15 protein-coding genes are annotated in these 19,797 nt (G+C 66.3%); 11 read left to right on the top strand and 4 right to left on the bottom strand.

Going from position 1 to position 19,797, the window contains the following annotated elements:
- A partial coding sequence (locus O6X71_RS20025) for a class I tRNA ligase family protein (RefSeq protein ID WP_435368516.1) occupies nt 1–1,399 on the top strand: 1,399 nt, incomplete at its 5' end.
- Between the two features lie 602 nt (nt 1,400–2,001).
- Nucleotides 2,002–3,387 carry an MATE family efflux transporter gene (locus O6X71_RS20020; protein WP_435368517.1) on the top strand — a complete coding sequence of 462 codons (1,386 nt, stop codon included), beginning with the start codon at nt 2,002–2,004 and terminating at the stop codon, nt 3,385–3,387.
- Between the two features lie 150 nt (nt 3,388–3,537).
- Here O6X71_RS20020 and O6X71_RS20015 read toward each other — a convergent pair whose 3' ends face one another.
- The 4 genes from O6X71_RS20015 to O6X71_RS20000 form a co-directional block, all read right to left on the bottom strand.
- Nucleotides 3,538–4,302 carry an NYN domain-containing protein gene (locus O6X71_RS20015; RefSeq protein ID WP_056486169.1) on the bottom strand — a complete coding sequence of 255 codons (765 nt, stop codon included), beginning with the start codon at nt 4,300–4,302 and terminating at the stop codon, nt 3,538–3,540.
- Nucleotides 4,303–4,312: 10 nt separating this feature from the next.
- On the bottom strand, nt 4,313–4,693 hold the full coding sequence (locus O6X71_RS20010) for a DoxX family protein (RefSeq protein ID WP_353467415.1): 381 nt from the start codon (nt 4,691–4,693) through the stop codon (nt 4,313–4,315).
- An 84-nt stretch (nt 4,694–4,777) separates the two neighbouring features.
- Entirely contained in the window at nt 4,778–5,254 is a 477-nt protein-coding gene (gene greB, locus O6X71_RS20005; protein ID WP_353467414.1) for a transcription elongation factor GreB, read from the bottom strand.
- 185 nt (nt 5,255–5,439) lie between these two features.
- A complete protein-coding gene (locus O6X71_RS20000; protein WP_435368515.1) occupies nt 5,440–7,425 on the bottom strand; it encodes a lytic transglycosylase domain-containing protein in 1,986 nt (661 codons plus the stop codon).
- A 102-nt stretch (nt 7,426–7,527) separates the two neighbouring features.
- On the opposite strand from O6X71_RS20000, the gene dapA reads away from it, so the two are divergent.
- From dapA to ilvD, 9 genes are all read left to right on the top strand, one after another.
- Entirely contained in the window at nt 7,528–8,412 is an 885-nt protein-coding gene (gene dapA, locus O6X71_RS19995; protein ID WP_353467412.1) for a 4-hydroxy-tetrahydrodipicolinate synthase, read from the top strand.
- 19 nt (nt 8,413–8,431) lie between these two features.
- Nucleotides 8,432–8,929, top strand: coding sequence for a hypothetical protein (locus tag O6X71_RS19990; protein ID WP_353467411.1), 498 nt, complete (start codon nt 8,432–8,434; stop codon nt 8,927–8,929).
- 61 nt (nt 8,930–8,990) lie between these two features.
- On the top strand, nt 8,991–9,473 hold the full coding sequence (gene smpB, locus O6X71_RS19985; RefSeq protein WP_055879372.1) for an SsrA-binding protein SmpB: 483 nt from the start codon (nt 8,991–8,993) through the stop codon (nt 9,471–9,473).
- A 94-nt stretch (nt 9,474–9,567) separates the two neighbouring features.
- Nucleotides 9,568–10,062, top strand: coding sequence for a DUF2062 domain-containing protein (locus O6X71_RS19980; protein WP_353467417.1), 495 nt, complete (start codon nt 9,568–9,570; stop codon nt 10,060–10,062).
- Between the two features lie 83 nt (nt 10,063–10,145).
- Nucleotides 10,146–12,212, top strand: coding sequence for a M13 family metallopeptidase (locus O6X71_RS19975; RefSeq protein WP_353467410.1), 2,067 nt, complete (start codon nt 10,146–10,148; stop codon nt 12,210–12,212).
- Nucleotides 12,213–12,341: 129 nt separating this feature from the next.
- The gene (locus tag O6X71_RS19970; protein ID WP_353467409.1) at nt 12,342–14,387 is read left to right on the top strand and encodes a M13 family metallopeptidase; all 2,046 of its coding nucleotides are present in this window, start codon (nt 12,342–12,344) and stop codon (nt 14,385–14,387) included.
- A 567-nt stretch (nt 14,388–14,954) separates the two neighbouring features.
- Nucleotides 14,955–17,330: a hybrid sensor histidine kinase/response regulator gene (locus O6X71_RS19965; protein WP_353467408.1), complete on the top strand. Its 2,376-nt coding sequence runs from the start codon at nt 14,955–14,957 to the stop codon at nt 17,328–17,330.
- Nucleotides 17,331–17,379: 49 nt separating this feature from the next.
- A complete protein-coding gene (locus tag O6X71_RS19960) occupies nt 17,380–17,730 on the top strand; it encodes a response regulator (protein WP_056062573.1) in 351 nt (116 codons plus the stop codon).
- Nucleotides 17,731–18,066: 336 nt separating this feature from the next.
- Nucleotides 18,067–19,788: a dihydroxy-acid dehydratase gene (ilvD, locus tag O6X71_RS19955; RefSeq protein WP_353467407.1), complete on the top strand. Its 1,722-nt coding sequence runs from the start codon at nt 18,067–18,069 to the stop codon at nt 19,786–19,788.
- Nucleotides 19,789–19,797 lie beyond the last annotated feature (9 nt).

Below are 19,797 nucleotides of genomic sequence, written 5' to 3'. Positions count from 1 at the left end.
CCTCGCCGCCCACCCGTGCTGCACCGCGCCCTCGTGCCGCGCCGCCACCCGCGGCCCGCCCGTGCCGGGGGCGCCCCCCCCCCCCCGGGGGGGGGGGGGCGGGGGGGCGCCCCCGCCAAGCAGCGCAGCGCCCGGTACGCCCCCTCACCCCGACCCTCTCCCCGCAGGGGAGAGGGAGCAGAAGCAATTAGGTGGGCGCTACCCCAACGACGTGCTCATTTCCGGCTTCGACATCCTGTTCTTCTGGAATGCGCGGATGATGATGCAGGGGCTGCACTTCATGAAGGACGTGCCGTTCCGCACGCTCTACCTCCATGGTCTCGTCCGCGCGGCGGACGGCGCGAAGATGTCGAAGTCGAAGGGCAACGTCGTCAATCCCCTCGGGCTGATCGACACCTACGGCGCCGACGCGCTGCGCTTCTTCATGGCGGCGATGGAAAGCCAGGGCCGCGACATCAAGATGGATGAGAAGCGCGTCGAGGGCTATCGTAACTTCGCCACCAAGCTGTGGAACGCGGCCCGGTTCGCACAAGCCAACGGCATCGTCGCTAGTACCAATCTGGAGGCACCGCGCGCGGAACTAGCGGTCAACAAGTGGATCATCACCGAGACGATCGCGACCGTCCAGACGGTCGACCTCGCGCTCGCCGACTACCGCTTCGACGGCGCCGCCAACGCGATCTACCAGTTCGCATGGAGCCGCTTCTGCGACTGGTATCTCGAACTGATCAAGCCGCAAATGGTCGGCGACGAGCGCGGCGTCATCGATGACGAATCGAAGGCGGTAGCAGGTTGGGTGCTCGACCAGATCCTGGTGTTGCTCCACCCGTTCATGCCGTTCATCACCGAGGAACTGTGGCACGCGATGGGCCCGCGCGATCACGACCTGATCGTCGCGAAATGGCCGATGGCGGACGCGCGCGCGCTCGATCCCGAGGCGAGCAAGGAAGTCGACTGGCTGATCCGCCTGGTTCAGGAAATCCGCACCGCGCGGAATGAGCTGAACGTGCCGCCGGGCGCGCGCCTGCCGCTTTACGTTCGCGATGCGAATGCGGCGACCTTGGCCCGGTTGGAACGCCAGGCTCCGGCGCTCGCGCGTCTGGCCCGCGTCTCGCATGCCGAGGGCGAAGCCACCGGCGGCGCGGCGCAGATCGTGGTGGATGAAGCGACCTTCGTCCTGCCTTTGGAAGGTGTCATCGACCTCGACTCCGAACGCGCCCGCCTGACCAAGGCGATCGCGGCGGCGGAGAAGGAGCGCGACGCGCTGTCGGGTCGCTTGGGCAACGCCAGCTTCGTCGAACGCGCCAAGCCCGAAGCGGTGGAAAAGGCCAAGGCCGACCACGCCGACAAGGCCGCTGAGGCTGCGCGGTTGCAAGCAGCACTGGGCCGCCTGGGCTAACCTGCTCCCCTCCCGCTCGCGGGAGGGGCTGGGGGAGGGGCGTGCCCCACTGAACGGACGCCAGTACGTACGTCACGCCCTCCCCTGACCCCTCCCGCATGCGGGAGGGGAATGTGTGATTGAAGACCTCATCGCTCCTACCAAAGTCCGTTACCCCAGGTTCCGCCGAGATGGCGAATCGGCGGGCATAGGCGAGGGAGCCTTCGACCCTCAAATCAGCACCGCCGTTTCCCCCGCTCCCCCCCCCCGGCGAAGGCCGGGGTCCAATTGAGTGACGTGGCTAACTGCGACAGCGCTGCATTACTGCGACCTTCCCAATTGGACCCCGGCCTTCGCCGGGGCGGCATCGTTATTCGTGGCAGGGGACCTACCGGCTTGTTCCAGAGTTCACTCCGCGGCTAGGCACTCGACATGACAGGGCGCCTGCCCGTTCGCCGGTATATGCCGGACCGAGTTCGGCCTGACGGAGAGACTGTGTGAGCGACCTTCCATCCGACGTCGAAACCAGCGCCGTTCCTCTTGAGTCTTTAAGCACAAAGCCCGACCGCCCCCGCGGCAAACCCGGCCAGCACGACCTCACCACCGGGCACATCGGTCGCACCCTGCTCGCCTTCGCGCTCCCGACGCTCGGCTCGAACATCCTCCAGTCGCTCAACGGCTCGATCAACGCGATCTGGGTCGGGCGCTATCTCGGTGAAGGCGCTCTCGCCGCCACCTCGAACGCCAACATCATCATGTTCCTGACCTTCGGTGCGGTCTTCGGCTTTGGTATGGCGGCGACGATCCTGGTCGGCCAGAGCTTTGGCCGTCACGATCTGGAGGGCGCACGCCGGGCGTTCGGCTCCGCCGTCGGCCTGGTCCTCGGCGGCGCGATCGTGATCGCGGCACTCGGCTGGGTGTTCGCGCCCGAGATCCTGCACCTGCTCGCCACCCCCGGCGACGCGATGCCGCTCGCGCTCGCGTACCTCCGCGTGATCTTCCTCGGGTTGCCCGCGTCGATGATGATGGTGCTGCTGATGATGGGCTTGCGCGGCACCGGCGATTCGATGACGCCGCTCTGGTTCATGCTGCTCAGCGCGGTCCTCGACAGCGGGCTCAACCCGCTGCTGATCGCCGGCATCGGACCGTTCCCGCAGATGGGGATCGCCGGTTCGGCAATGGCGACATTGGTCGCGAGCCACGTCTCGCTGCTCGGGCTGATCGTCTATATCTACAGGCGCGACCTGCCGCTGAGGCTGCGCGGCAACGAACTCCGCTACCTCATCCCCGAGCGCGCGCTGACCGGGACGATCGTGCGGAAAGGCCTGCCGATGGGCGCGCAGATGCTGGTCATGTCGACCGCGGGCCTCGCGATGGTCGGGCTGGTCAACCGGCTCGGCGTCGATACCGCGGCGGCCTACGCCGTGTCGCAGCAACTCTGGACCTATATCCAGATGCCCGCGCTGGCGATCGGTGCCGCGGTCAGTTCGATGGCGGCGCAGAATATCGGCGCGGGGCGGTGGGACCGGGTCGGCGACATTACGAAATATGGTCTGCTCTTCAACGTAGCGCTGACCGGTGCGATGGTTGCAGTCGTGATCCTGTTCGATCGCCCGGTCATGACACTGTTTATCGGCAGCGGCAGCCCCGCGCTGCCGATCGCGCGGCATATCCAGCTCATCGCGAGCTGGAACTTCATCCTGTTCGGCGCGACGATGGTGCTGTTCTCCACCGTCCGCGCGAACGGCGCGGTGATCGCGCCGCTGATCGCACTGATCGTCGCGCTGTATCCGGTGCGGATCGGTTTCGCGCTGCTGGCGAAGCCGTGGCTCGGGGCCGACGCGTTGTGGTGGAGCTTTCCGCTAGGGTCGCTCGCAACGCTGGCGATCGCAGTCGGGTATTACCGCTATGGGAATTGGCGGAAGGGCGCGCTGGTCGTCCCCGACGACAGCGAGGAACAGGCGCACGGGATGAGCGAGCCGGGCGGGCGGTTGCAGCCTACGGGGTAAGGCTCTCGAACTAAACTACCACCCCGGCGAAGGCCGGGGCCCAATTGGGGAACGACGGTGGCGGAGGCCAGCGCTTCGTTACCAGGACCTTTCCAATTGGGCCCCGGCCTTCGCCGGGGTGGTGCACTTGATGATGGTTGTCGAAGGGGCCTACCGCAGGCGCTTGACGAACGACCGGCCACCTTCGCGGCGCTCATGCTGGAAGTTCGGGATCGTCTCGATCAGGTCCGACAACCGGTTGAACCCGTAATTGCGCGCGTCGAAGCTCGACCGGTTGCCCGCGAGCTGGCCGAGTTCGGCGACGCTCGCGTAACCCTTCTCGTCCCGCTTCACCGCGTTGTACGCGTCGATCAGCAGCTTGATGACCTGCTCGTCGATCGGTTGCGCGGTCTTCGGCCGAGCGACCGGCGCCGGCGTAGCGGGCTTTTCGCCAGCCACCGGAGCAGGCGCCGGCGTGGGCATAGCCTGCGACGTCTCGTTCAGCGCGCCGACGTCGATGAACCGCGTGCAAGCCTGCCGAAACCCTTCCGGCGTCCGGCTCGTCCCGAAGCCATACACCGGAATGCCGTCCTGGCGGATGCGCGTCGCGAGTGGCATGAAATCGCTGTCCGACGACATGATGCCGAACCCGTCGATGCGCCCGCGGAACAGCAGGTCCATTGCGTCGATCGTCATCTTCATGTCGGTCGCGTTCTTGCCCTTGGTCAGGTCGAACTGCTGTTGCGGCTCGATGCCGTGCTTGATCGACATGTCGCTCCACGCCTTCAGCGCGGGCTTGGACCAGTTGCCATAGACGCGTCGGACGTTGACCGTGCCGAGCTCGGCAAGGACGGTCAGCACCGGGTCGAGGGTCGCCGCGGACGCATTGTCCGCGTCGATCAGGAGGGCGACGTTGCGCGTTGTGGTATCGATCATGCGCGCAAGGTTAGCCGCGCCCGCGCTGCGCGTCCACGCTCCAGACACCGCCACCGGCCGCGGCGAGGTACAGGAACACGAAGCAGTAGAGCACCGCCGCCTCGCCGCCATTGGCGATCGGGAAGGGGCCCTTCGGCATGTGCGCCATGAAATACGCGACCGCGGACATGCCCGACAGCACGAACGCCACCGGGCGCGTGAACAGGCCGATGATCAGCAAACCGCCGCCAACGACTTCGAGCGCGCCGGCAACTGTCAGCAGCGGGTTCATCGGCATCGGGAAGGGCGGCAGGCCGAAGAATTTCGAGATGCCGTGGCTGAAGAACACCAGCGCGACGACGATGCGCATGACGCTGAGCAGGCGGGCGGACCAGGTGGCGGGTATCGGCATGGGGATTCCTCGAGTGTCGTTGCGTGGGCGAAACGTCACACGGACCCGAGGTCGGGTCAATCGACTGAAACCGAAACGGACCGTTCAGGGATACGCGATCGCCATGACCTCGTATTCTCGCTCGCCCGCAGGCAGGTCCACGCGCCGGACGTCGCCGATCGCAGCGCCGCGCAAAGCACGCGCGAACGGTGAGTTCCAGCCGATCCGCCCGTTGCTCGCGTCGGTCTCGTCGTCACCAATTAGGGTCAGGACGCGCTCGGCATCATCCTCGTCCGCGACCGTCACGCACGCGCCGAACCAGACGCGCGAGCGGTCTTCCTGTGCGGTGGGATCAACGACCTTGGCCGCCTTCATCCGCTTCGACAGCCAACCGAGGCGGCGGTCGATCTCGCGGAGGCGTTTGCGGCCGTAGATATAGTCGCCGTTCTCGGAGCGATCACCGTTGCCGGCGGCCCAGGAGATGACTTCGACCAAGGCGGGGCGCTCGGTCGACAGGAGGTGTTCGTATTCGGTGCGGAGTACGGCGTAGCCGGCAGGGGTGATGTAGTTCGGGCGGTCCATGCGGGACACTCTAGCCTCAACCGTCACCCCAGCGAAAGCTGGGGTCTCCCGCGGCTCCAGCCCGACCGACAACCAGGATACCCCAGCTCTCGCCGGGGTGACGGGAGAGTGGCTGGAGTTACGACCGCAGCTACTACTTGTTCTCCCGCCTTCGCGGGAGAACAATCTTATGCGGTAGCGAGATCTCAACCCGGCCGGTTCTTCCCCAGATACCACGACAACCGCGCCGCCCCCCGGCTCTTCGCCCGCGCGGGGTTCATCAGGTCGTACACCACCGCATTTTCCAGCACGCGCTGCACGTAGTTGCGCGTCTCCTGGTACGGGATCGCCTCGACCCAATCGACCATGTCCACGGCCCCCGTCCGCGGATCGCCGTTCGCGCGGAGCCATTTGTTCACGTTGCCGCCGCCCGCATTATACGCCGCCACCGCCAGCGGATAACTGCCGTAATTGGCGTAAACCCGCTGGAAATAGCTCGAGCCCAGCATGATCGACATGTTCGGATCGGTCGTCAGCGCCGCCTGGTTGTACGCCAGCCCGATCTTCCCCGACTGCTCGCGCGCGGTTGCGGGCATCAGCTGCATCAGCCCGCGCGCGCCGGCGTGGCTCACTGCGGCACGATCGAACTGGCTTTCCTGCCGCGAGATCGCGTGGATGATCGTCCAGTTGTCCTCATACCCTGCCGGCACCGACACCATCGGAAAGCCCACCGCGGAATAATCGCTCAGCCCATTCGCCAGCGCGCTCCGCCCGACCATCACGCCCAGGTCCGGCCGATTGATGCTCTTCGACAGTTCGGCGGCAAGCAAATGATCGGTGTCGGTCGTAGCGTCCGCCGCGATCTGGCGGACGAACGCGGTCTGGTCCTGCCAGTCGCCGATCTGCCCGAGGAACTTGACCGCGCGCACTGTCTCGCGCCGATCGAACGCCGCGCGCGTCGCCGGGTCAATCGCCACGGAAGCTACCGAAGGCGGCGCGACCAGCGCCCGACCGGTCCGCTCGTTCGCCAGCTGCCCGTAATATTGATCGCGATACCCCGCCGCCTGGCCGTAGAACGCCGCAGCCTGAGGCGCCAACCCGGCCGCCTCCGCCGCACGCCCCGCCCAATAATACCCCTTCGACCGGACCTGCGGCGAGCGCGAGCCGCGCGCATACCGGTCGAACAGCGTCATCGCGTCCGCAGGCCGCCCAAGCTGCTTCATCGCCACGCGCCCGCCGAGCCAGGCGAGGTTGGTATATTCGTCGCGCTCGGCATAGGATTTCGCCGCGATGTCCGCGCCAAACGGATACGCGTCGTCGATCTGCCGCGCGATGTCATAGGCGACCTGGTACTGCCCGTCGTTCGCCGCGCCATTGGCGTTGGTGACGAGCACCTCGTACCACTCGGCGGCATTGCCCGGCCGCGTCACGAGCGACCGAGGCCGCGCCAGCCACGCGCGCGCCGACGGGCTCGCGCCCGAATTGCGCAACCACTGCGCCCGGTCCGCGACATAGCCCGCGTCGTTCGCATACAGGGTCTGCGTCGAGGCCGAGATATCCGACGCGTTCGGCGCATTCGTCCGGAACGCCAGCCGCGCCTCGAAGATCGGTCGCCGCGCCGCGCTCGTCCAAACCAGTTGCCGCTGCGCCGCCCCGGTCTGGCCAGCCCACAACAGCGCATCCATCCGCGCATCCTGATCGTCCGGCGTCAGCGCACCCGGAAAGCCCGACACGACCATCGCTTCGTCGGTCGGCGTCAGGCCGCTGCTCCGCCACGCCGTCCGCACCGCCGCATACGCCTGATCCCGCGCGCCGGTCGCCTGCAAAGCCCGCGCATAGGCAACGCCGCCCGACGCGGACTGCGGCGGATAGCGACGAAAAAAGGCGACGACGCTCATCGGTGATGCGGTCGCCGCCTTGCGCTCCGCCGCGCGCCGATTGGCGGTCTCGTTGGGCCAGCCCGGATGCGCCATCAGGAAGCCCGCATAGCTGTCGAACGGCAGCGCATCGGTCTGCTGCAACGCCCGCCACTGCGCGATGGTCGAGGCGATCGCGCCATCCGTCGCCATCGGCTGTGCATTGGGGCCTATATTGGCCAGCTGTGTGCTGTAGCGATCCAGCGTCTGTTGCCCGCCTCCCGACGCGGCGACCGTCCCCGCCACGACTGCAAGGAGAAGGCTCGTTTTAAACATCGATGCTACCATGTGGACAGCATACGCATCGAACCCGTATCTGTCCTGAACGAAATCCGGATTTTGCAAGACATCCGGCGCAACAGGACTGCAGGCCACCGCATGTTTTCAGGATCTATTCCGGCGCTCGTCACGCCGTTTGCCGCCGATGGCAGCTTCGACGAACCCGCCTATCGCGACCTCATCGAATGGCAGATCGTCGAGGGCTCGTCGGGGCTGGTCGCGTGCGGGACGACCGGCGAGGCGGCGACTCTGTCGTACGACGAGCATTTCCACGTGGTCCGCGTGTGCGTCGACCAGGCGAAGGGCCGCGTGCCCGTCATCGCCGGCGCGGGCTCGAACGACACGCGTGTCGCCTCGGCTAACCTGCGTGCTGCAAAGGACGCCGGTGCGGACGCCGCATTGATGGTGCCGCCCTATTACAACCGGCCGGGGCAGGAGGGCATCTTCCGCCACTTCGAGGCGCTCGCGACGTCGACCCCGCTGCCGATCATCCTCTACAACGTGCCGGCACGGACGGTGACGGACATCCAGCCGGCGACGCTGGCGCGGATCGTCACGGCGTTCCCTGACGTGTTCGTCGGGGTGAAGGATGCGAGCGGCGTGCTCGCCCGCGTCTCGCAGCACCGCGCATCATGTGGCCCGGATTTCTGCCAGCTGTCGGGTAACGACGACCTCGCGCTGGCGTTCAACGTCATGGGCGGCACCGGCTGCATCTCGGTAAGCGCCAACGTCGCACCGAAGCTGTGCGCGGAGTTTCAGGCCGCCTGCGAGGCGGGTGATTTCGTCAAGGCGCTGGCGTACCAGGACCGGCTCTATCCGCTCCACGAGGCGCTGTTCACCGACGCCTCGCCGGGGCCGGTGAAGTATGCGATGACGAAGGTGCGGTCGGGGTTCCCGGAGACGCTACGCTTGCCGATGACCCCGGCGGGCGATGCGTCGCGCGCCGCCGTCGACGCGGCGTTGGGTCATGCCGGTCTGCTCTAAGTCGCAGAGGAGAAACGCGTTGGCGAAGTATCTCGAAAAAGCGAACAACGAGACGCTGTCGTTCTGCCAATGCGAACATGCACTTGCATCAATTCCGGGCCAGCTCGATTGTCCATGGTGCGGTTGTGGTTACCTTATTCCCTGCACGTACTGCAGAAAGTCGTTCACCTACGCTCGGGTCGTCGAGATCGACCTGAGCTACGTCGAAATCGTAACCGCGGACCGAGCGCGTGGCGGTTACGATACGGCGATCGACGTCGTTCAATCGCAAGCGGATTGGTTGGCCGATGTCATGCAGGACTTCGAGTTGGGCGATATCGTCGTCTATTTCGACGGCTGCTACCTCAAGTTAGGTGATGACGATATTGATCTCGTAGGACTTTTTGCGAACCATTCGCTGGCTAGGTTGCCCCATCATGAAGCCTTGAGCGCACCAGCAGCGCTGGTCGCGACGCTGGGCGATGTCCAGTATTGGCTGACGCGCGAACGGCCCGATCGGGAAATCGACGACGAATAGGTGCATCGGGTCACCACCACCGCTTCCCCTAAGCCCTCCGACCCCCTACATCGCGCGTCCCATGGCACGTCCCAAACCCCCGACCTTCGAGAAGACCAAGATCGTCGCCGAGAACCGGCGCGCGCGGTATGATTATTATATCGAGCAGGTGTTCGAGGCGGGCATCGCGCTCACCGGCACCGAGGTGAAGGCGCTGCGTGGCGGCGAGGGCTCGATCGCCGAGGCCTATGCCGAGGTGAAGGGCAAGAACGTCGTCCTGGTGAATTCGAACATCCCCGAATTCAGCCACGGCAACCGCTTCAACCACGAGCCAAAGCGTCCGCGCAAATTGCTGCTCCACGAGCGCGAGATCAACAAGATGTTCGGGGCGGTCGCACGCCAGGGCATGACGCTCGTGCCGCTGATGATCTACTTCAATTCGAAGGGCCGCGCGAAGATCGAACTGGCGCTCGCCAAGGGCAAGCAGAACCACGACAAGCGCGATTCGGTGAAGGAACAGGACTGGAAGCGCGAGCAGGGCCGGATCATGCGGGATCGCGGATAACCGACGTGGCGCCGGTGTCGATGACCCTATCGTCTTGAGCATATTCGGGCGTCTCGCGGCGTGGTCGTATCGCAATCTGCCGACTCGCGAATCGATGGAGCGGAACCGGCTTCTGCGCCCGGTCGCGCACCGCGTGCTCGCGCCCGAACTGTGGCGTTTCACGCGCCGGTCGGTGCCGCGTGGCGTGGCGCTGGGGATGGTCGCGGGCATCCTGATCCCGGTCGCGCAGACGCCCGTCGCTGCGATCTTCGCGTTGCCGTTCCGCGCCAACGTGCCGACCGCGGCGCTGACCACCTTCATAACCAACCCGCTGACCACGCCGCCGCTCTGGATCGCGGCCTATTGGATCGGCTCGTCGATGCTGCGGCTCGACGAACACGTTCCCGGCCAGCCCGTCGCCAACGCCGCCGCGCGTACCGAATGGATCCCATGGCTGATGCAGGCGGGGCCCGCCACCGCGCTCGGCCTGCTGGTCATAACGGTCGTGTGTTCGATCGGCGGCTATGCGCTCAGCGCGCTCGGCTGGCGGTTGTGGATCGCGCGCAAGTGGCGGCACCGCCACGACAATCGTCACGGTCATGTTTCGTAACATTTGACACCGGTTGGAATTGACGGACCGTCTTATCGGCGTAGAACACACCGCATCCAGACGATCTTTCTCCGAGGTTCTTGATGCGTAAGTCGATTGTTACCGTGCTTCTTCTCGCGTCCGCCGCATCGGCTTTCGCCCAAACCAGTGCTCCGTCACCGACCCTCGCCAAGGCGGCCAAGGGCCCCGTCGCCGCCAAGGACGCCAACAAGCCGCAGATCGGCGATTTCGGCTTCGACATGGCGGGTCGCGATACCAGCGTGACGCCGGGCACCGACTTCTTCGATTACGCGAACGGTGGCTGGGTGAAGACCACGCCGATCCCCGCCGATCGCTCGTCCTACGGCATGTTCCACGTCCTCCAGGACCTGTCGCTCGAACGCACCCGCACGATCCTCGACGTCTCCGCCAAGACGCCCGGCGACAAGGTCGGCGATTTCTACTCCAGCTTCATGGACGAGGCTGCGGTCAACGCGAAGGGCGCTACCCCCGTCAAGCCGATGCTCGCCGCGCTCAAGGCGACCAAGGACAAGACCGCGCTCGTCACCGAGATCGCCAAGCTTCAGCGCATGGGCGTCGGCGGCCTCGTCGGCGTCGGCGTGCAGCAGGACGACAAGGACCCGACCACCTACGTCGTCAGCCTCGGGCAGAGCGGCATCGGTCTCCCCGACCGCGACTATTACCTCAAGGACGACGCGAAGCTCGCGACCATCCGCACTGCGTACCAGGCGTATCTTACGCGGATGCTGACGCTCGCCGGCGAGCCTAACGCCGCCACCCGCGCCGCCGCCGTTTTCAACATGGAAAAGGGCCTCGCGACCGCGCACTGGACCCGGATCGAGAGCCGCGACGCCGACAAGACCTACAACAAATGGACCGCCGCCGACTTTGCCGCGAAGGCACCGGGCTTCCCCTGGGCGCAGTACATGACCGCGATGGGCGTCACCGGTCGTCCGTTCTACCTCGTCGCACAGCCGAGCGCGGTGACGGGCGAGGCGAAGGTGTTCGCCGACACGCCGGTCAACGTCCTCCAGGACTATGCGATGCTCAAGGTGCTGCGTTCGTACGCGCCGTATCTGTCGAGCGATTTCGACAAGACCAACTTCGCGTTCTACGGCACCACGCTGTCGGGCACGCCCGAGCAGCAGGTCCGCTGGAAGCGCGGCGTCTCGACCGTGTCGGGCGCGATGGGCGAGGCGATCGGCCAGCAGTACGTCGCGAAGTATTTCCCGCCCGCGTCGAAGGCTGCGGCGGACGATCTCGTCAAGAACGTCATCGCGGCGATGGGCGAGCGGCTCCGGAACCTCGAATGGATGGCGCCCGAAACCAAGACCAAGGCGCTCGCCAAGCTTGCCGCGTTCACCCCGAAGATCGGCTATCCGGACAAGTGGCGCGATTATTCCGCGCTCCAGATCCAACGCGGCGATCTCGTCGGTAACGTATCGCGCGCCAACGCATTCGAATACGACCGCGACCTCAGGAAGCTCGGCCAGCCGATCGATCGGGCTGAGTGGTTCATGACGCCGATGACGATCAACGCCTACGCCAACCCGACGATGAACGAGGTCGTCTTCCCGGCCGCGATCCTCCAGCCGCCCTTCTTCGATCCGAAGGCGGACCCGGCGGTCAACTACGGCGGCATCGGCGCGGTGATCGGTCATGAGATCAGCCATCACTTCGACGACCAGGGCCGCAAATACGACCTCAACGGCAAGCTCACCGACTGGTGGACGCCGCAGGACGTCGCGCGCTTCAAGGTGTTCACCGACGCGCTCGTGAAGCAGTACGACGCGTACGAACCGCTCCCCGGCCAGCACATCCAGGGCGGCCTGACGCTCGGCGAGAACATCGCCGATCTCGCCGGCCTGACGGTCGCCTACGACGCGTACCACAAGTCGCTCGGCGGCAAGCAGGCGCCGATCATCGACGGCACCACCGGCGACCAGCGCTTCTACTATGGCTGGGCGGGCGTCTGGCGCACCAAGTTCCGCGACGCCGCGCTCCAGCAGACATTGCTGTCCGACCCGCATTCGCCGGGCCACCAGCGCGTCCTGACGGTCCGCAACCTCGACCCCTGGTACGCGGCGTTCGGCGCCAAGCCAGGCGAGGCCAGCTACCTCGCCCCCGCCAACCGCGTCCGTATCTGGTAACCGGCACTTCTGCTGTTCTCCCGCGAAAGCGGGAGCCCAGGGTCACGAAAGACGCCGTGTGTGACCTTGGGCCCCTGCTTTCGCAGGGGAACGGAATCTTGTTTGACTAAGCTTCTCCCGGAGAACCCCATGAAGTCCTTCATCGTCGCCGGCCTACTCGCCGCAACCGCCATCACCGGCGTCACCGCCGCCATCTCGCAAACGGCTGAGCCGACCCCGCCAGCATCCGCCCCGACCGGTGCGCAATACGGCACGTTCGGCTTCGACGAGAAGGGCATGGACAAGACCGTCCAGCCCGGCGACGACTTCTACACCTTCGCCAACGGCAACTGGTCCAAGAACACCCCGATCCCCGCGGACAAGTCGAACTACGGCTCGTTCAACCTCCTGTCCGACCTGTCCGAGACGCGCACCCGCGGTATCCTCGACACCGCCGCCAAGGACCCGAACTCGAAGATCGGCCGCGCCTACGCCACGTTCCTCGACACCGGCACGATTGAGGGCAAGGGCCTCGCCCCGATCAAGCCGTGGCTGTCCAAGATCGCTGCGCTGAACGACCGCGCCGGCTATCCGGCCCTCCTCGCCGAAGCGGACCGCGCCGGGATCGGCGGCCCGTTCGGCGGCGGCGTCGGCCAGGACGACAAGCTGCCCGAGCAATACGCGCTCTCGCTAGGCCAGTCCGGTCTCGGCCTCCCCGACCGCGATTATTACCTCAGCACCGACGCGAAACTGGTCGAGGCGCGCAACGCCTACCGCGCGCACATCGTCAAGATGCTGACCCTCGCCGGCGAACCCAATGCTGAGGCCCGCGCCACCGCCTTGCTCGCGTTCGAGACCGAGATCGCCAAGGTCAGCTGGACCCGCGTCGACAGCCGCGACGCCACCAAGACCTACAACAAGATGACCGTCGCCGATCTCGCCAAGCGCGCCCCCGGCTTCGATTTCGCGGCCTACTTCAAGGGCATCGGCACGCCCGTCCCGACCGTCATCGTCGCGCAGCCCTCCGCGATCACCGGCATCGCCAAGCTCGTCTCGACCGCGCCGATTGGCGTGCTCAAGGACCAGCTGATCCTCCGCTCGCTCGACGGCTATGCCGACGTCCTCCCCAAGGCGTTCGACGCCGAGCAGTTCGCGTTCTACGGCACCGTCCTCGGCGGCACGCCCGAGCAGGAAGCCCGCTGGAAGCGCGGCGTCCAGTTCACCTCGGGCGCGCTCGATGACGAGGTCAGCAAGCTCTACGTCGCACAATATTTCCCGCCCGAAACCAAGGCCGCAGCCGACAAGCTCGTCAAGAACGTGCTCGCCGCGATGGGCCGCCGGATCGACAAGCTCGAATGGATGGCGCCCGAGACCAAGGTCAAGGCGCATGCCAAGCTCGCGGCGTTCACCCCCAAGATCGGCTATCCGAGCCAGTGGAAGGATTTCTCTGCGCTGACGATCACGTCGGGCGACGCGTTCGGCAACGAATGGCGCGCGAACGAATGGCAGCACCAGGACAACATTGCCAAGCTCGGCAAGCCGCTCCAGCGCTGGGAATGGGGCATGACGCCGATGACGGTCAACGCCTATGCCAATTTCGGCATGGTCGAGATCGTCTTCCCCGCCGCGATCCTGCAACCGCCGTTCTTCGATCCGAAGGCCGACGACGCGGTCAACTACGGCGGTATCGGCGCGGTGATCGGTCACGAACTGAGCCATCATTTCGACGACCAGGGCTCGAAATACGATGCGAAGGGCCAGCTTACGGACTGGTGGACGCCCAAGGACATCGCGGGCTTCAAGGCGCTCACCGGCAAGCTCGGCGCGCAGTATGACGCGTATGAGCCGCTGCCTGGGATGCACGTGAAGGGCCAGCTCACGATGGGCGAGAACATCGCTGATCTCGCGGGTCTGACGGTGGCGTACGACGCCTACCACACCGCGCTCGGCGGCAAGACCGCGCCCGTCCTCGACGGGTTCACCGGGGACCAGCGCTTCTACCTCGGCTGGGCGCAGGTCTGGCGCCGCAACTACCGCGAAGCCAACCTTCGCAACCGCTTGCTGACCGATCCTCACTCGCCGTCGCAGCAACGTGCGTGGGTCGTGCGGAACCTCGACCCCTGGTATGCGGCGTACAAGCCGACGCCCGGGCAGAAGCTGTACCTGACCCCGGAACAGCGCGTCCGGATCTGGTAAGGGCTTCCCTTGGGATAGCGGGGGGAGCGGAAGCTGGGTGCGTCCTTCAGTGGAACGCACCCAAGTCAGCCCTCCCCAAACGGTCCCCCCTCCCTGGAAGGGAGGGGCAGGGGGTGGGTAGGCCGCTTGGGGAGGGCATCGTCCACCAACGGGCCGACCCACCCCACCCCCTCCCTTCCAGGGAGGGGAGCAGAAAGACCGCTGACGCGGTTTAGCGGTGACCCCTAGTTCCCCCGCGGAGGCGGGGGCCCAGGAGCCACAAGCGCTATCCTCCGTAACCCTTGACCCCCGCCTCCGCGGGGGATCAGAAGGTCCTGCGGGGCGGCTTTACAAACTACGTTGGCATCGACGCAAATCATCGCACCACTCCGGCGAAGGCCGGGGCCCAGTTGGGGGACGTCGCTGACGACGGTCCGCGCATCGTTACTACCACCTTTCCAACTGGGCACCGGCCTCCGCCGGGGTGGCGATTTCTTCTAGCGAACGTCGCCTGCAATACGAGTAACCGCTCCAACACCCCGCATCCCGCTTGACGCCTAACCCCGCAACAGCGGATGACCCCCCGCGATGGCATCGCTCGCTTTACCCACCCCCGCCCGCAACGCAGCACTCGTCGCCATCGCCTCGGGCGTCGCCGCCGCCGCGATCGTGCTGCTGCTCGTCGGCAGCTGGATCGCCGCCGCCGGGTTCTTCGCCGCCGCCGTCATCGTCATCGGTGCGCTGATCGCGTGGCGCCTGCTCAACCCCGTCGCCAGGGACGCGCCGCGGCCGGTAGACTGGGACCTCACCCGCACCGTCGCCGAAGCCGGCACCGACGCCCTCGCAATCACCGACCGCGCCGGGCGGCTCGTCTGCGCCAACGACGCCTACGAAGCGCTGTTCGAAGGCTTCCCCACGCCCCCCGGCCTGCCGCTCGACGAAGCCGGCAACGCAGCGCTCGCCGATGCCGGCCGCTCCGCTTGGCGCGACGGCACCGCGCAGGTCGAGCGCCTCAACGCCCGCGGCGTCTGCCTGTCCGCGCAGATCGCGCGCGCCGGTGACGACGCCGACATGCTCGTCTGGCGCTTCGTCACCGCGCAGGAACACGACCTCGCCGAAACGCTCGCTGCGCTGCTGACCGGCCCGACCGGAGACCGGCTCGGCGGCAGCGGCATCATGGCGGCGTTGCTCTCGCCCGATGGTCGCGTCCGCACCGCCAACCGTGTCCTCCGCGCGAGGGCGTGCGGCGACGAATACGACTCGATCGAAGGTCGCGATTTCGCCCGCTTCCTCATCACCGACAGCCGCGGCCTCGTCCGCTTCGAACGCGAGGGCCTCGAAGGCACGCCACTCCGCGTCCTCCAGATCCCGTTTCTCGACGGCGACGACGCGCCCGTGCTCGTCGCGCTGCTCGACGAGGAGGAGAACGCCCCCGCGCTCGGTGCCAGCGCCTCCGCGCACGTCCGCAGCCTCGTCAGCATGATGCCGTTCGGCATGGCGCTGGTCGACCGCGACGGCCGCTTCCTGCAGATGAACGACTCGTTCCTCCGCGCCGCCGGCGTCAACGCCGTCGCGCCGCCGCTCTATCCCGGCGACCTCGTCGTCCGCGAGGACAAGGCCGCGGTCGCCGACGCGATCCGCAAGTTCGCGAATGGTGCGACGCACTCCGCCGACATGGCCGTCCGCCTGAAGGATCACCCCGACGAGCCGGTCGCGCTCACCATCGCCGGCGCCCGCGGTCTAGGCGACGCCGCCGTCCTGCTCAGTCTCAAGGACAATAGCGAGGAGAGCCGCCTCAAGCGCGAGGTCGCGCAAGCCACCAAGATGCAGGCGGTCGGCCAGCTTGCGGGCGGCGTCGCGCATGATTTCAACAACATCCTGACCGCGATCATCGGCCATTGCGATCTGATGCTGATGCGCCATTCGCCCGGCGACAGCGATTACGACGACATCCAGCAGGTCCGCACCAACTCGAACCGCGCCGCCAGCCTGACGCGCCAGCTGCTCGCCTTCTCGCGCCAGCAGACGCTCCGTCCGCAGATCCTCCAGCTCCCCGACGTCGTGTCGGAGGTGTCCAACCTGCTCAAGCGGTTGATGGGCGAGAACGTCCGCCTCGACATGACCCACGGCCGCAATCTGGGGCCCGTCCGCGCCGATCCCGGCCAGCTCGAGCAAGTCGTCGTCAACCTCGCGGTCAACGCGCGCGACGCGATCGTCTCAGCGAACGCGCGCGGTGGCGGCGTGCTGACGATCACGACGCGCGCCGTTCCCGCGTCCGAAGTGCGCGAGATGGCATCCGACATCCTGCCCGTCGCCGACTACACCGCGCTAATCGTCCAGGACACCGGCACCGGCATTCCGCCCGACGTGCTGCCCAAGATCTTCGAGCCGTTCTTCACCACCAAGGAATTCGGCAAGGGCACCGGGCTCGGCCTCTCGACCGTCTACGGCATCGTCAAGCAGTCCGGCGGCTATATTTTCGCCGACAGCAAGCCGGGGCAGGGCGCGACCTTCTCGATGTACCTGCCGGTCCACTCGGCGCCCGCCGCGACTCGCCCCGTGGTGATCAAGCCCGCGCCGAAGCCGGTCGACCTGTGGGGCACGGGCACGATCCTGCTGGTCGAGGACGAGGACATGGTCCGCGCGGTCGCTGAGCGCGCGCTCACGCGGCAGGGATACACAGTGCTGACCGCGGAAAACGGCGAGATCGCGCTGGAAGTGCTGGAGAAACACGGCCGCCCCGACCTGTTGATCAGCGACGTCGTGATGCCGCAGATGGATGGCCCGACGATGGTCCGTCATGCGCGCGAGAAATTCCCCGACCTGCCGATCCTGTTCATGTCGGGCTATGCCGAGGAGCAGCTGCGCAAGTCGATCGACCTCGACAACGTCGCGTTCCTGCCGAAACCCTTCTCGGTCCAGGAATTAGCCGAAGCGGCACGAGACGTGCTTGCCGCACGCTGACTCGAACAAGATGTTGGCAAGTCGTAACAATCCCGACTATGCGAGAAATATGACCGCTACCCAACAGATCCTCATCGTCGAGGACGAACCGTTGATCGCCATGATGCTGGAGGATTTCCTCGAGGTATTGGACAAGGGAGTCGCGGGCTCGGTCGACACCGTCGCCGATGCCTTGAAGCGGATCGAAGAAGGTGGCGTAGATGGCGCGATCCTCGACGTGAACCTGCGTGGCGGCGAGAAGAGCACCGCAGTCGCCGAGGCATTGGCGGCAAGAGGCGTCCCCTTTGTGTTCGCGACCGGCGGCGGCGATGATGGTGTAGCCCCGGAATTTCGCGACCGCCCACGGTTGCAGAAGCCCTTCACCATGGACGGTGTAGCGAAGGCCCTCGAAGGCCTCTAAACCTCGTTAATAGAGCGCCAAACGTCCCCCTTTCTTCCCCCCTCCCTGAAAGGGAGGGGCAGGGGGTGGGTAGGCCGCTTGGGCAGGTCAACGTCAGCCAACAGGCCGACCCACCCCCAACCCCTCCCTTTCAGGGAGGGGAGCAGTCCCACTCAGCCTCGTCATTCCCGAGAAAACGGGAACCCATATTGGCAGACTCTGGCGTGAAAATCGCCAACCGTTGCCGATCTGCATCCCGGCCTGCGCGGAGATGACGCGGAAGGGAGCGAACCCTCACGCAAAAATCAACGCAACTCTCTTGCGCAAATACCCCCTCCCGCGACATAGGCGTTCGCCATGACCCGCACATTCGATAAATCGCGCCTGCCGAGCCGCCACGTCTCCGTTGGCCCAGAACGCGCCCCGCACCGCAGCTATTATTACGCGATGGGCCTCGACGAGGAGCAGATCGCGCGCCCGTTCGTCGCGCTCGCCTCCGCCGGCAACAACTCCGCGCCCTGCAACACCACGCTCGATGCGCAGGCCGATGCCGCGCAGGCCGGCGTCATCCAGGGCGGCGGCATGCCGCGCCGCTTCAACACGATCACCGTCACCGACGGCATCGCGATGGGCCATCAGGGCATGAAGGCCAGCCTCGTGAGCCGCGAAGTCATCGCCGACTCGGTCGAACTCTCGGTGCGCGGCCATTGCTACGACGCACTCGTCGGGTTCGCCGGCTGCGACAAGTCCTTGCCCGGCATGATGATGGCGATGCTCCGCCTCAACATCCCGTCGGTGTTCGTCTATGGCGGCTCGATCCTGCCCGGCCGCTATCAGGACCGCGACGTCACCGTCGTCGACGTGTTCGAGATCGTCGGCAAATACGCCGCCGGCGCGTGCCCGCTCTCCGAGGTCCACGCGATCGAGAAGGTCGCGTGCCCCGGCCACGGCGCATGCGGCGGCCAGTACACCGCCAACACGATGGCCTGCGTCGCGGAAGCGATTGGTTTGTCGATCCCGAACAGCAACATGGTGCCGGCTCCTTACACCACACGCGAACAGATCGCTGTCGCCGCCGGTGCGCAGGTCATGGAGTGCCTGGCCGACAACATCCGCCCGCGCGACATCTGCACGCGCGAGGCGTTCATCAACGCCGCCCGCGTCGTTGCCGCGACCGGCGGCTCGACCAACGCCGCGCTGCACTTGCCGGCGATGGCGTCCGAAGCCGGTATCGAATTCGACCTGTTCGACGTCGCCGAGATCTTCAAGACAACGCCGTACATCGCGGACCTCAAACCCGGTGGTAAGTACGTTGCCAAGGACATGTACGAGGCGGGCGGTGTCTACATGCTGATGAAGACGATGCTCGCCGGTGGTTTCTTGAACGGCGATTGCCTGACCGTGACGGGCAAGTCGCTGGGCGAGAACATCGACCAGGTGACGTGGAACCCCGACCAGAAGGTCATCTACGACATCAAGACTCCGCTGACGCCCACCGGCGGCGTCGTCGGCCTGCGCGGCAGTCTCGCGCCGGATGGCGCGATCGTGAAGGTCGCCGGCATGCATCGCCTCCAGTTCTCAGGGCCCGCCCGCGTGTTCGATTGCGAGGAGGACACCTTCGCGGCTGTCGAAAAGCGCGAGATCAACGAGGGCGAAGTCATCGTCATCCGCTACGAAGGCCCCAAGGGCGGCCCCGGCATGCGCGAGATGCTGTCGACCACCGCCGCGCTCTACGGCCTCGGCATGGGCGAGAGCGTCGCGCTGATCACCGATGGCCGCTTTTCGGGCGGCACGCGCGGCTTCTGCATCGGCCATGTCGGCCCCGAAGCGGCGGACGGCGGCCCGATCGCGCTGGTCGAGAACGGCGACATAATTCACATCGACGCCGAAGCCGGCACGATCGACCTCAAAGTTCCCGAGGACGTGATGGCGGAGCGGCGCGCCGCGTGGGTGCCGCGCACCAACGATTACGGCTCGGGTGCATTGTGGCGCTATGCGAAGACCGTCGGCCCCGCGTACAAGGGTGCCGTCACGCACCCTGGAGCGGCAGCCGAAACCCATGTCTACGCGGATATCTAAGCAAATACT

Source organism: Sphingomonas faeni (assembly GCF_040407505.1).
GTDB lineage: Bacteria > Pseudomonadota > Alphaproteobacteria > Sphingomonadales > Sphingomonadaceae > Sphingomonas > Sphingomonas faeni_E.
This window is presented reverse-complemented; position numbering and strand designations above follow the sequence as displayed.

Excerpts from the sequence above, each read along its gene's own strand:
- O6X71_RS20015 (WP_056486169.1), bottom strand. The coding sequence starts at position 4,302 with ATGATCGATACCACAACGCGCAACGTCGCCCTCCTGATCGACGCGGAC.
- O6X71_RS20010 (WP_353467415.1), bottom strand. The coding sequence starts at position 4,693 with ATGCCGATACCCGCCACCTGGTCCGCCCGCCTGCTCAGCGTCATGCGC.
- greB (WP_353467414.1), bottom strand. The coding sequence starts at position 5,254 with ATGGACCGCCCGAACTACATCACCCCTGCCGGCTACGCCGTACTCCGC.
- O6X71_RS20000 (WP_435368515.1), bottom strand. The coding sequence starts at position 7,425 with ATGTTTAAAACGAGCCTTCTCCTTGCAGTCGTGGCGGGGACGGTCGCC.
- dapA (WP_353467412.1), top strand. The coding sequence starts at position 7,528 with ATGTTTTCAGGATCTATTCCGGCGCTCGTCACGCCGTTTGCCGCCGAT.
- smpB (WP_055879372.1), top strand. The coding sequence starts at position 8,991 with ATGGCACGTCCCAAACCCCCGACCTTCGAGAAGACCAAGATCGTCGCC.
- O6X71_RS19980 (WP_353467417.1), top strand. The coding sequence starts at position 9,568 with ATGGAGCGGAACCGGCTTCTGCGCCCGGTCGCGCACCGCGTGCTCGCG.
- O6X71_RS19975 (WP_353467410.1), top strand. The coding sequence starts at position 10,146 with ATGCGTAAGTCGATTGTTACCGTGCTTCTTCTCGCGTCCGCCGCATCG.
- O6X71_RS19970 (WP_353467409.1), top strand. The coding sequence starts at position 12,342 with ATGAAGTCCTTCATCGTCGCCGGCCTACTCGCCGCAACCGCCATCACC.
- O6X71_RS19965 (WP_353467408.1), top strand. The coding sequence starts at position 14,955 with ATGGCATCGCTCGCTTTACCCACCCCCGCCCGCAACGCAGCACTCGTC.
- O6X71_RS19960 (WP_056062573.1), top strand. The coding sequence starts at position 17,380 with ATGACCGCTACCCAACAGATCCTCATCGTCGAGGACGAACCGTTGATC.
- ilvD (WP_353467407.1), top strand. The coding sequence starts at position 18,067 with ATGACCCGCACATTCGATAAATCGCGCCTGCCGAGCCGCCACGTCTCC.